This is a genomic window from Leminorella grimontii, assembly GCF_039789245.1.
GTDB lineage: Bacteria > Pseudomonadota > Gammaproteobacteria > Enterobacterales > Enterobacteriaceae > Leminorella > Leminorella grimontii.
The window spans coordinates 2,955,764-2,967,850 of record NZ_CP146357.1 but is presented as its reverse complement, the minus strand read 5'-3'; the positions used below and the strand labels follow the sequence as shown (position 1 = coordinate 2,967,850).

The 12,087-nt window shown below is 54.1% G+C and carries 9 protein-coding genes; 3 read left to right on the top strand and 6 right to left on the bottom strand.

Going from position 1 to position 12,087, the window contains the following annotated elements; translation table 11 throughout:
* Nucleotides 1-21: 21 nt before the first annotated feature.
* The 5 genes from ytfQ to ppdD all read right to left on the bottom strand — a co-directional run bounded on the left by ytfQ (nt 22) and on the right by ppdD (nt 5,534).
* The gene (ytfQ, locus tag V8L73_RS13760; RefSeq protein WP_027274669.1) at nt 22-978 is read right to left on the bottom strand and encodes a galactofuranose ABC transporter, galactofuranose-binding protein YtfQ; all 957 of its coding nucleotides are present in this window, start codon (nt 976-978) and stop codon (nt 22-24) included.
* 461 nt (nt 979-1,439) lie between these two features.
* Entirely contained in the window at nt 1,440-2,333 is an 894-nt protein-coding gene (yedA, locus tag V8L73_RS13755; RefSeq protein WP_261832346.1) for a drug/metabolite exporter YedA, read from the bottom strand.
* 98 nt (nt 2,334-2,431) lie between these two features.
* Nucleotides 2,432-3,619, bottom strand: coding sequence for a protein transport protein HofC (gene hofC, locus V8L73_RS13750; RefSeq protein WP_347253261.1), 1,188 nt, complete (start codon nt 3,617-3,619; stop codon nt 2,432-2,434).
* Nucleotides 3,616-5,088, bottom strand: coding sequence for a GspE/PulE family protein (locus V8L73_RS13745; protein ID WP_347253260.1), 1,473 nt, complete (start codon nt 5,086-5,088; stop codon nt 3,616-3,618). The genes hofC and V8L73_RS13745 overlap by 4 nt, the downstream gene beginning before the upstream one ends.
* Nucleotides 5,085-5,534, bottom strand: a complete 450-nt coding sequence (ppdD, locus tag V8L73_RS13740; protein ID WP_027274665.1) for a prepilin peptidase-dependent pilin — start codon at nt 5,532-5,534, stop codon at nt 5,085-5,087. Before ppdD ends, V8L73_RS13745 begins: the two co-directional genes overlap by 4 nt.
* A 247-nt stretch (nt 5,535-5,781) precedes the next feature.
* Between ppdD and ampD the strand changes: the two genes are divergently transcribed.
* Entirely contained in the window at nt 5,782-6,324 is a 543-nt protein-coding gene (ampD, locus tag V8L73_RS13735; RefSeq protein WP_347253259.1) for a 1,6-anhydro-N-acetylmuramyl-L-alanine amidase AmpD, read from the top strand.
* A gap of 71 nt (nt 6,325-6,395) precedes the next feature.
* Here the strand turns inward: ampD and V8L73_RS13730 are convergent, their stop codons facing one another.
* Nucleotides 6,396-7,739: an amino acid permease gene (locus tag V8L73_RS13730; protein WP_261832350.1), complete on the bottom strand. Its 1,344-nt coding sequence runs from the start codon at nt 7,737-7,739 to the stop codon at nt 6,396-6,398.
* Nucleotides 7,740-8,541: 802 nt separating this feature from the next.
* On the opposite strand from V8L73_RS13730, the gene pdhR reads away from it, so the two are divergent.
* Together pdhR and aceE are read left to right on the top strand one after the other, a co-directional pair.
* Nucleotides 8,542-9,303 carry a pyruvate dehydrogenase complex transcriptional repressor PdhR gene (pdhR, locus tag V8L73_RS13725; RefSeq protein WP_027274662.1) on the top strand — a complete coding sequence of 254 codons (762 nt, stop codon included), beginning with the start codon at nt 8,542-8,544 and terminating at the stop codon, nt 9,301-9,303.
* A gap of 106 nt (nt 9,304-9,409) precedes the next feature.
* Nucleotides 9,410-12,079, top strand: a complete 2,670-nt coding sequence (gene aceE, locus V8L73_RS13720) for a pyruvate dehydrogenase (acetyl-transferring), homodimeric type (protein ID WP_347253258.1) — start codon at nt 9,410-9,412, stop codon at nt 12,077-12,079.
* The last annotated feature ends 8 nt before the right edge of the window (nt 12,080-12,087 follow it).

The following is a 12,087-nucleotide window of genomic DNA, read 5'->3' as shown; positions in this document are numbered from 1 at the left end:
CGCGGTTTAGCGGCTTTGGGCTTAGTATCCCATGCCTTTTTTCAGCTCGATTTGTTCCTTAGCGCTGTCCGGTCCGAAGGACTTGGACTCCGTCAGGATGACTTTTGGCGGGATGGTGCCGTCTTTTTTATAGGCTTCCAAAGCGTCAAACGCCGGGCCGGCCATGTTAGGCGTCAGTTCGACCGTTAGGTTGGCTTCGCCCGCCTGCATGGCTTTAAAGATGTCGGGAACGGCGTCAATGGAGACGATTTTAATTTCGCTGCCGGGTTTCAGTCCTGCTTCTTTTATCGCCTGAATGGCGCCGATGGCCATATCGTCGTTATGGGCGAAGACGGCGCAGATGTTTTTGCCGCGGTTTTCGGCCTTAATGAAGCTCTCCATGACTTCTTTCCCTTTGCTGCGGGTAAAGTCGCCGGACTGGGTGCGGATTATTTTAACGTTGGGCGCGGCGGCGATGGCTTCTGCAAAGCCCTTTTTACGGTCTAGCGCGACGCTGGCGCCGACGGTGCCCTGTAGCTCGACCACGTTGCAGGGTTTACCTGCGACTTCCTTCACCAGCCAGTTGCCGGCGACTCTACCTTCGAGAACGTTATCCGCCGTCACGACCGACATATAGAGCGAGTCGTCTTTCACCGTTATGTTACGGTCCAGCAGGAAGACCGGAATTTTTGCGTCCTTGGCTTCTTCCAATACGGGTTCCCAACCTGTTTGCACGACCGGCGCGATGAAGATAGCGTCAACGCCCTGAGCGATAAAAGAGCGGACGGCCTTGATTTGGTTTTCCTGTTTTTGCTGAGCATCGGCAATTTTTAGCGTAATGCCCCGCTTTTTGGCCTGCTCTTTGGCGACGGACGTTTCGGCCGCCCGCCATCCGGATTCAGAACCAATTTGTGAAAAGCCGACGGTGAGAGCCTGTGCGGAAGCAGCGGCGGTGAGCAGTGTGGCAACGGAGCTGGCGATCAGTAAGCGTTTTAGCATGTTACTTTCCTCTGACGTATTGGGGGACGGTAAAACAGCAGTAAACGAACATACCCTTTATTTTAGACGGCCTTACGGTAAACGAATCCGCTAACGTTATTTATTCACAACGGCCTTTAGCGCCGTGAAAGCGGTGCTGCAAATGCGTTTTGTTTGATTGCGTTTATACCCGCCTTGCTTCAAGCTACCTGTGCGTTTTGCCACGCAGCTCGAATTACTTAGGGTATATGAGGTAAAGCAGCCTAAATCCATTGAATCTACAATTTGGCAAAAAAAGAAGAATAAAAAGAGAGCGACTTCGCATATAGCCACAAATAGCAGAAAAGTGAATATAAATAACTCAATAAGTGCGGTTTAACCCCTAATTAGTCAGGGGTTTTATTAATGTGAGCGACTGCAGGTTTTTAATAATACGAAACGAGGTTCTTAAAGAGGCGGAGAATTCCGCCTCTTTGCCGTGTTTAATAAGACGACGTTTTCGCAGGAAAGAGATATTTGCCTAGCGTTACCAGCACGACGGCCAGGATGATGATCCCCAGCGCAATCCACTCCGTTGAAGAAAGGCTTTCTCCTCCGAGGCTGGTGCCCAGCAATACGGCGACAACCGGATTGACATAGGCGTAGCTGGTGGCGATAGCCGGAGGGACGTTGCGGATAAGGTACATGTAGGCGTTAATGGCGATGATAGAGCCAAACAGAGCCAGATAGCCCACTGCCATAAAGCCTGACAGCGAGGGAACTTCCGTTAGTCTTTCACCGGTTAAAAGCGAAGCGACCATCAGCAGAATGCCTGCGGCCAGCATCTCTATTGCTCCGGCCATCATGCCCGCCGGCAGCTCAATGCGAGAGCCGTAAACCGAACCGAAGGCCCAGCTTATGGAACCGACGAGGATAAGCACTGCGCCCCACGGGTTCCCGCTCAGGCTTCCTCCGCTGTTAAGCAGAATAATTCCTACCAGGCCAATGGCAATGCCTACCCACTCCAGCCAGCGCGTTTTAATGCCGAAAAAGCGGCTAAAGCACAGGGTAAACAGCGGGACGGTAGCCACCATAACGGCGGCGATGCCTGAAGGTACGTCCTGATGCTCAGCGACTGTGACGAAACCGTTACCCACCGCCAGCAGCAGAACGCCAATAAGCGCCGCGTTGAGCATCGGGCGAAGGGGAGGAAGCCTGTGCCCGCGAAGCAGCAGGAAAATCATTAACAGCGTTCCTGCCGACAGAAATCGAACGCCCGCCATCATAAAGGGAGGCCAGCTTTCAACGCCGATTCGAATAACCAGATAGGTCGATCCCCAGATGATATAGAGCGCAAACAGCGCCCCGATAAGCGGTAAGAATTGCCTGAAGCGCATGTTTCCTCGCGGTGAAATGGATATATCGCTCATAGTAAACGTGAAAACGTTGCCCTTGGCGAGTGGTTTTCTTCCGTGGCGACAAAAGTGTGCTTTTATTAACCCATCACGTTTCCCAGCTGAAATATAGGGAGATAGATGGCGATCGTCATGCCTCCGACCAGAATGCCCAGTATGCCCATAAGCACGGGCTCGATACGGGAAGCGAGGCCTTCCGCCATATTCTCGGCTTCGCTTTCATAAACGGCGGCAAGTCGCTCCAACATCAGGTCCAGCGTTCCCGACTCTTCACCCGCGCGAATAAGCTGTATCGTCAGGCTGGGAAACAGGGGTAACTGCCTGAAGGCGTTAAACAGCGACGAACCTCGCTCAACCTGATTGAGCACTTGCAGCATGGCGTCTGCATACTGTAAATCGCCGCAGGCGTTGGCAGAGGACTGAATGCCGCGCATGAGCGAAAGCCCAGCCTGCTGCGTGATTGCCAGCGAGCGGAAAAGCAGGGCCAAAATATTGGCTTCAACGAGCTTTCCTACAAGGGGGAGCCTGAGCCACAGCCGCTGCTCCCTTCGTCGCCATTTTTCCTGATGGTGAAGCCGTTTGAAATAGTAGGCGGCCAGCGAGCCTGTGAACAACAGGATACCGGCGCCGTAGCGTTGAACGGCGTCTGAAATCAATAGTATCGCCAGCGTAAACGTCGGAAGCGGAGCGTCAAACGTGTCGTAGATCTCTTTGAACGCGGGAAGCACGAAGGCCAGCATCAGCAGAGTTACCAAAAGCGCCGCGCTTAAAATAAACAGCGGATAACGCAGCGCTTTACGCACCTTGTAGTTTAGCATCTGCTGTTTTTCCAGCCGGTTGGCGAGCAGCTGGCAGCATTGCTCCAGCCGCCCGGTTATCTCTCCCGTGGCGATGAGTTCAATAAACAGCGCAGGAAAGGCATTAGGGTGTTCCCCCATGGCCTCTGACAGCGGCGAACCCTGTACGACCCGATCTTTCGTTGCTCTGAGTACATAGCGCCAGACGGGATTGGGGTGCTCCGCGGCTATCAGCTCAAGGCTGTTAACTAACGGTAGGCCCGCCTGAAGCAGCGTCGCCATCTGGCGAACGACAGGGGCGAGTTCATTCGACCTCCAGCGGCTTTTCCTCAGTTTAATTTCTCGCGTGACTTTGGCCGCTCTAACGCCTTGGCTCATTAACAGATAGCGGGCGTGGTCGCACGAGTGGGCGACAAGCTCTCCCTTTTTACCCTCAGGGTTTCGCCATAGAAAAAGCCGCTCGTTTCTCATTGGTCGTTCCAACCGTCGCCGCCGAGGGTGCGGTAGAGCTCGTTGAGGGTTGTGACTCCTCCGTTCACCAGGCGAAGCCCCGCCTGTTTCAGCGATACCATGCCCTGAGCGAGGGCCAGTTGATGCAGCGCCTTCGCATTGAACCCTTCTGCTACGCCGCGCTGAAGAGCGTCGGTCAGAACGAGCATTTCATAAACGCCGGTTCTGCCGTAATAGCCGCCGACGCAGCGCTCGCAGCCAACGGCGTCGTAGGTCGATGGGCCGTTTCCTGCAGTGGCTTCCTGCGTCTGAGGACGACGGCAGTGTGGGCAAAGGCAGCGAATCAGACGCTGGGCGATAATCAGCTTCAGGCTGGAGGCCAGCAGATAGGGCTCTATACCCATTTGGCCAAGACGCACCAGCGTTTCTGCCGCGCTGTTGGTATGCAGCGTGGCCAAGACCAAGTGCCCGGTCTGCGCTGCTTCAATCGCGGTGCCTGCGGTTTCTCGATCGCGGATTTCTCCAACCATGAGAACGTCAGGATCCTGCCTTAAAAAGGCGCGCAGGGCTGCGTTAAACGTAAGGCCTATCTTACCGTTTACCTGCGTTTGATTAATGCCGGCGATCGGTATTTCAACGGGATCTTCTACGCTGCAAAGGTTGCGGGAGGCATCGTTAAGGTAGCCCAGGCCGCTGTAGAGCGTGACGGTTTTTCCGCTTCCGGTGGGGCCGGTAACCAAAATCATTCCCTGAGGCAAGTCCAGCGCTTCGCGATAGCGGCGCCGCTCGTCATCGGACATGCCGAGCGAATCGATAGAGTGCGTGCAGGCGTCCGCCGGCATCACCCTGAGCACCACTTTCTCTCCGTCGGCGACGGGAAGGGTAGACACCCGAAGGGAGCGCGTCTCCCGATCGCCATGGATAACCATCTGCCCGTCTTGCGGAAGCCGGCGCTCGGCAATGTTCAGCTTCGCCATGATCTTAAGCCGGGCAGTGATTTGAGCCGCGATGTCTATCGGCGGTTCAGCTGCCTCCTGCAGCGCGCCGTCGATTCTTAAGCGTACGCGATAGCGGTTGGCGTAGGGCTCAAAATGAATGTCGGAAGCCCTGCGCCTCATTGCCTGACTGATTAGCTGATTGAGGAACCGTACCACCTCATCATCGCTACGTTCGTCAGAGTGACGCTCCCAGGCGTTTTCCTGCCGCTCTTCTCGCCTTTTTTGTACTTCAGCCGCAGACGACTGAAAGTCGGCAAGGCGCTGGTGATAGCTCTCCATTTGGGACTGTGGCCAAAACAGAACGTGGATGTCGCGCCTGCTGATAAAGGACAGCGTCTGGATAGCGCCATCGACGCATTCTCCTTCCACGGCGGCAACCGTCAGCTGCCTGTCGTCGATGCTGACGGGGACGAGCCGATGGCGAAGGCATTCCGCGGCGACTTCCGCACTGACGTCGCAGGCTGCGGGCTTAGGAGGCTTGGCGTTTATCATGGATTCGCCTCATTGCCGAAGCGAAATACGTCGTTGCAGGCGTCTATTCGCCCATCGTTTTGCCGGTTGCTGCTGCACGCTTTTTGCCACTGGAGGTCGCCCGAGGCTTCGTCCAGCGTGGGCGTTAGCGTAACGGTAAGCCCCTGCAGCGCATTTTGGCCCACCAGCGCGATCGCCCCGGCGGTGACGCTGATTTGTGATACGTAGCGGGTGGTTTTGCCTGCGGGGATCCCGGCGCTTCCCTGTTGGCAAGCGCTAAGTTCGCCTTTTTCCAACGCACAGAGTTCAACCGCGGTTTTATAAGGCACCATGGCCTGTAGCATATCGGTCAATGCCGCCTTCTGAATGTAGCCCTGATAGGCTGGGATACCGACAGCGGTCAAGATGGCGATGATAGCGATGGCTATCATCAGTTCAAACAGAGTAAATCCGGCCTGTGTATTCATAACGTCGCTCCTGTATGTGGTTTAGCCCTATGGCGGAGTAACGATGCGTTGAAAGAACCGGATGAAAAAGAGCGGATTGGGCGTTATGGAATAAGGCGTGAAGTGATTCTCTCGATGGTTCAGAGTTGCACAGAAAGCTGGAAGAGGGCGCGCATTATTTCCATAAATGAAGGAAACGGCTACGCAGTCGCAGCGGCGGGCCTTATAATCGAACGCAGATTTTATAAAGAAGGGGATATCGGGAAGTATGAAGTTGACGGACGGTTGGATTGACGAGGCAACGCGCGTGCCGTCGCCCCATTTTGACGAGAGGCCGGAAGGCGAAATCCCCTCGCTGCTGGTGGTGCACAATATTAGTTTGCCCCCGGGGGAGTTTGGCGGCCCGTATATAGACAGGCTGTTTACCGGCCGGCTAGATCCGAACGAACATCCTTACTTTGCTGAAATCCACCATCTGCGGGTTTCGGCCCACTGCCTGATTCGGCGCGACGGCGAAGTCGTCCAATACGTGCCTTTTGATAAGAGGGCTTGGCACGCGGGCGTTTCCATCTTTGAAGGACGGGAACGCTGCAATGACTTTTCTATTGGTATCGAGCTGGAAGGTACCGACACGGCGGACTTTACCGACGAGCAATACCGCCAGCTCGCTCGGGTGACGGAGCTGCTAGTGGCGAATTATCCCATTACGCCTGAGAGGATTCGGGGGCACAGCGACATCGCTCCGGGGAGAAAGTCCGATCCGGGGCCGCATTTTTATTGGGATCGTTACCGTAGTCTGATAGGGAAATAGCGGGAATATTGCAGACAGACGTCCCGCAGGTCGATCTGCGGGACAATCCAACGGGATAATTAAAAGAAACGCTAGCGAACGGTTTTGCGAGTTACCGCATAGCCAATTGCCAGTATCAACAGCCAAACTGGGATAAGCAGTACGGAGATTCTGATCCCCGGCGTCATGTACATAATCACCAGCACGCCGGTCAGGAACAGCAGGCAAAGGTAGTTGCTAAAGGGCGACCAAATGGCTTTAAACTTCGTCGTCACGCCCTCTTTGTCCTTAGCCGCGCGGAACTTCAGGTGCGACAGGCTTATCATGACCCAGTTGATTACGATGCTGGATACTACCAGCGACATCAGGATGCCGAGCGCCTCTTCCGGTATGAGGTAGTTAATGACGATACCGATTGCCGCCACAGAGCTGGAAAATAGAATGGAGTTGACCGGTACGCCATTCTTACTGGTTTTGGCCAGCATGCGCGGTGCATTCTTTTGCAATGCCAGCCCGTAAAGCATTCGGCTATTGCTGTATACGCAGCTATTGTAGACCGATAGCGCCGCCGTCAGTACAACGACGTATAGCACCATAGTCACGGCTTCCATATTGTCTCGAGAATGAAAAATCATAACGAATGGGCTTTCACCTTGAACTACCTTGGTCCACGGATAAAGAGAAAGCAGAACCACCAATGAGCCAATATAGAAAATAAGGATACGGTATAGCACCTGATTGATAGCTTTAGGGATGGTCTTTTCCGGATTATCGGCTTCAGCTGCGGTAATACCGATAAGCTCTAAGCCTCCAAAAGAGAACATTATGATAGCGGTTGCCATAATAAGCCCTTTAAATCCAAAGGGCATGAACCCACCTTGAGACCATAGGTTATGGAGCCCGGCGTCTGGACCCCCATTGCCGCTGATTAACAGATAGGAACCGAAGATAATCATGCCGATAATGGCAGCGACTTTAATAATGGCGAACCAGAACTCCATTTCGCCGTATATCTTGACGTTAGCCAGATTGACCAGATTAATCAGCACAAAGAAAAAAGCGGCGGAAGCCCAGGTTGGGATTTCCGGCCACCAAAATTGGATATATTCCCCAACGGCGGTCAACTCGGCCATGCTGACCAGCACAAACAGCATCCAGTAGTTCCAGCCGGAAAGAAAGCCGGCGAACGGTCCCCAGTATTTATAAGAGAAGTGGCTGAAGGTGCCTGCGACGGGTTCTTCGGTGATCATCTCGCCCAGTTGGCGCATGATGAGAAAGGCAATAATGCCGCCGATAGCGTAGCCGAGTATGACGGAGGGGCCCGCCATGCTGATAGTTTGAGCGCTGCCGAGAAACAGGCCGGTTCCCACCGCGCCGCCCAGAGCAATAAGCTGAATATGGCGGTTTTTAAGGCCGCGTTTGAGCTGGTCACTCATTATTATTTTTTCCTCACCTGCGATGTCGCAACGTTTACGATGTATGGCTTCTGGCCGAATGTTGCCGTTTTTTAGTAATACAGTTCTGCATGTAATGAAATCTGTACGGCTACAGATAAAACATTTTTGGCTGAACCCTACCAGAGCGGCAAGAATAGTGGTAAATGTCGACGTTTGCATTCTTTTTCTGTTTCTAATCTGCGCTGCCTCTCTGTTTTGTGTCATTAATACCGTACGGTTTTTGTAAAATTATTTATTTTTCAATGTGCTGATTTTTTTTTCGTCTTCTTTGCGGTATCAGGTGACGTCCTTTTATCCGTATTGAATGTCTATAACCGTTGGCCCGATTGAACGGTGGCGGCTATGCTTTAAACAGCAGGTCGTATCCGTCGCTGGCGGGAGGTCGTTTTGAGGGGAAGAGGGGCCGCGCGTTAGGCATTTTCACAGATTTTTATCGTCATTTTTGGAACGCCATCAGCCTTTCCTTGGTTTATCCTGTCTTCACTGGTGTGAAATAAAATTCGATTATTTGGAATTTTTATTCATCAATTGGTCTGCTGACCCGCTTCAGTTCTACTTTTTATTCGTTTAAAAAATGTTAAATTTATCTATGCCAGGCCGAATCGCCATTACCTCGTTAGTAGTATGAAAGCTAACGATATTTGCCATATATCAGAGCGATAGGCGTTATTTCATGACTTTGATCAAAGGCCGTATAGACAAAAGGTGAATATTTTGTTACTTTAGCCACGCGCTTTTGATATTGGTAATACCAATTTACTCCGAGGCATTTTAACGCACTATGGTCTATAACAAGGTTCGTCAACCCAAGCTATCTGACGCCATTGAACGGCAGCTTGAAACGCTGATCCTTGAAGGGACCCTGCGCCCCGGAGAAAAACTGCTTCCTGAACGCGAGCTTGCCAAACAGTTCGACGTATCCCGGCCTTCGCTCAGAGAGGCGATTCAACGCTTGGAAGGCAAGGGCCTGCTTTACCGCCGTCAGGGCGGAGGAACGTTCGTTCAGACCAACCTTTGGCAGAGCCTCACCGACCCGCTCAGCGAGCTGTTGGCCGATCACCCCGAATCCCAGTTCGACCTGTTGGAAACGCGTCACGCGCTGGAAGGCATTGCTGCTTACTACGCGGCGCTGCGGGGTACCGATGAGGATTTTCTGCGCATTCGCCAATATCACCAACAGATCGAAGTCGCGCAGGCCTCTGGAGACCGGCAGCAGGAAGCTGACGCGGTGATGCACTATCAGACCGCCGTCACCGAAGCCAGTCACAACGTCGTTCTTTTGCACCTGCTGCGCTGCATGGCTCCCATGCTTGAACAAAACGTCCGTCAGAATTTTGATTTGCTCTACTCCCGTCGCGAGATGCTGGAAAGAGTAAGTAACCACAGGGCTGATATCTTCGAAGCCATCGTAGCCCGCGAGCCGGAAAAGGCGAGGGCGGCGTCGCATCGACATTTGGCCTTTATTGAGGAAGTGCTGTTAGAGCTCGACAGAGAGCACAGCCGTCGCGAGCGATCGCTGCGGCTTTTACAGCGTAAGGATTAGCACTTAACCACCGAGCCTGTCTTAATGGCGTTTGCCGGCGAAATGCCAAAGACGTTATTAAGACAGGCTTTGACCAACAACGTAAAGATAGAATAAGGAAACCACCATGTCGGAAATTGTAAATCAAGACGTGGATCCGATTGAAACCCGCGATTGGTTGCAGGCGATCGAATCGGTCATCCGTGAAGAAGGCGTTGAGCGCGCTCAATACCTGATCGATAAGGTTTTGTCCTCTGCGCGTCAGGCGGGCGTCAACCTGCCTACAGGTTCGTCACTCGTTACTGACTACATTAACACTATTCCTACGTCGGAAGAGCCGGCCTATCCGGGCAACCTCGATCTGGAACGCCGCATTCGTTCTATTATCCGTTGGAACGCCGTTATGACCGTGCTGCGCGCGTCTAAAAAGGATCTGGAGCTCGGTGGGCACATGGCTTCTTTCCAGTCCTCCGCGACGATTTACGAAGTGTGCTTCAACCACTTCTTCCGCGCGCGCAATGCGAAAGACGGCGGCGACCTGGTTTACTTCCAGGGCCACATCTCTCCGGGGATCTATGCTCGCGCCTTCGTTGAAGGCCGCTTAACCGAAGACCAAATGAACAACTTCCGTCAGGAAGTTCACGGCAACGGCCTCTCTTCCTATCCGCATCCGAAGCTGATGCCGGAATTCTGGCAGTTCCCGACCGTCTCTATGGGCCTTGGCCCGATGGCAGCCATCTATCAGGCGCGCTTCCTTAAGTATCTGCACAACCGCGGTCTGAAGGACACCTCTGCACAAACCGTTTACGCGTTCCTCGGCGACGGCGAGATGGACGAGCCGGAATCCAAAGGCGCCATCACCGTGGCGACCCGCGAAAAGCTGGACAACCTGGTGTTCATCATCAACTGTAACCTGCAGCGTCTGGACGGCCCGGTCACCGGTAACGGCAAGATCGTTAACGAACTGGAAGGCATTTTCAAAGGCGCCGGCTGGGACGTTATCAAGGTTATGTGGGGCAACCGCTGGGATGAGCTGCTGAAGAAAGACACCACCGGCAAGCTGATTCAATTGATGAACGAAACCGTCGACGGCGACTATCAGACCTTTAAGTCCAAAAACGGCGCTTACGTGCGTGAGCACTTCTTTGGCCACTTCCCGGAAACGGCTGCGCTGGTTAAAGATATGACCGACGACGAAATTTGGGCGCTGAACCGCGGCGGCCACGATCCGAGAAAAGTCTACGCGGCGCTGAAGAAAGCGCAGGAAACCCAAGGCAAGCCGACCGTGATCCTGGCTCACACCATCAAGGGTTACGGTATGGGCGACACCGCCGAAGGCAAAAACATCGCTCACCAGGTCAAGAAGATGAACATGGACGGCGTACGCCTGTTCCGCGATCGCTTCAACGTACCGGTTGCCGATGCGGACATTGAAAAACTGCCGTTCATTTCTCTGGATAAAGATTCCGAAGAGTACAAGTATCTGCACGAACGCCGCAGCGCGCTGCAGGGCTACGTGCCTACTCGCCTGCCGAACTTCACCCAGCCGTTGACCATTCCGCCGTTGAGCGAGTTCAGCGCGCTGCTGGAAGAGCAGAACAAAGAAATTTCTACCACCATCGCCTTCGTTCGCGCGCTGAACGTGATGCTGAAAGACGCCTCTATCGGACCTCGTCTGGTGCCGATTCTGGCGGACGAAGCCCGTACGTTCGGTATGGAAGGCCTGTTCCGTCAGATCGGCATCTACAGCCCGAAAGGCCAGCAGTACATACCGCAGGACCGCGAGCAGGTTGCCTACTATAAAGAAGACGAGAAGGGACAAATCCTTCAGGAAGGCATCAACGAGCTGGGCGCAGGCGCGTCCTGGTTGGCCGCTGCGACGTCATACAGCACCAACGACTTCCCGATGATCCCGTTCTACATCTACTACTCCATGTTCGGCTTCCAACGCATCGGCGATCTGTGCTGGGCGGCGGGCGACCAGCAGGCGCGCGGCTTCCTTATCGGCGGCACCTCCGGCCGTACGACGCTGAACGGCGAAGGTTTGCAACATGAAGACGGCCACAGCCACATTCAGTCGCTGACGATCCCGAACTGTATCTCCTACGACCCGACCTACGCGTATGAAGTCGCCGTGATTATGCACGACGGCCTGCAGCGCATGTACGGCAACCAGGAGAACGTTTACTACTACATCACCACGCTGAACGAAAACTACCACATGCCGGCCATGCCGGAAGGCGTAGAAGAGGGTATCCGTAAGGGTATCTACAAGCTGGAGACGGTAAACGCCGAAGGCGGCCGCGGTCGCGTACAGCTGATGGGTTCTGGCTCAATCCTGCCGCACGTTCGCGAAGCAGCACAGATTCTGGCGAAAGACTACGGCGTGACGTCTGACGTTTACAGCGTGACCTCCTTCACCGAACTGGCCCGCGACGGTCAGGACTGCGAACGTTGGAACATGCTGCATCCGCTGGAAACTCCGCGCGTGCCTTACGTTGCTCAAGTGATGAACGACGCGCCGGCGGTGGCTTCTACCGACTACATGAAGCTGTTTGCTGAGCAGATCCGTAACTTTATCCCCGCCAGCGAATTCCGCGTACTGGGCACCGACGGCTTTGGCCGTTCTGACAGCCGCGAAAACCTGCGTCACCACTTCGAAGTGGACGCCTCCTACGTCGTCGTTGCGGCGCTGGGTGAACTGGCCAAGCGTGGCGAAGTGAAGGCGGATGCCGTAGCCGAAGCGATTGCCAAGTTCGGTATCGACGCTGATAAAGTTAACCCGCGTCTGGCATAAGCGTCCCG

What these genes read in the sequence shown, in the direction of transcription:
- ytfQ (WP_027274669.1), bottom strand. Translation starts at nt 978, where the DNA reads ATGCTAAAACGCTTACTGATCGCCAGCTCCGTTGCCACACTGCTCACC.
- yedA (WP_261832346.1), bottom strand. Translation starts at nt 2,333, where the DNA reads ATGCGCTTCAGGCAATTCTTACCGCTTATCGGGGCGCTGTTTGCGCTC.
- hofC (WP_347253261.1), bottom strand. Translation starts at nt 3,619, where the DNA reads ATGAGAAACGAGCGGCTTTTTCTATGGCGAAACCCTGAGGGTAAAAAG.
- V8L73_RS13745 (WP_347253260.1), bottom strand. Translation starts at nt 5,088, where the DNA reads ATGATAAACGCCAAGCCTCCTAAGCCCGCAGCCTGCGACGTCAGTGCG.
- ppdD (WP_027274665.1), bottom strand. Translation starts at nt 5,534, where the DNA reads ATGAATACACAGGCCGGATTTACTCTGTTTGAACTGATGATAGCCATC.
- ampD (WP_347253259.1), top strand. Translation starts at nt 5,782, where the DNA reads ATGAAGTTGACGGACGGTTGGATTGACGAGGCAACGCGCGTGCCGTCG.
- V8L73_RS13730 (WP_261832350.1), bottom strand. Translation starts at nt 7,739, where the DNA reads ATGAGTGACCAGCTCAAACGCGGCCTTAAAAACCGCCATATTCAGCTT.
- pdhR (WP_027274662.1), top strand. Translation starts at nt 8,542, where the DNA reads ATGGTCTATAACAAGGTTCGTCAACCCAAGCTATCTGACGCCATTGAA.
- aceE (WP_347253258.1), top strand. Translation starts at nt 9,410, where the DNA reads ATGTCGGAAATTGTAAATCAAGACGTGGATCCGATTGAAACCCGCGAT.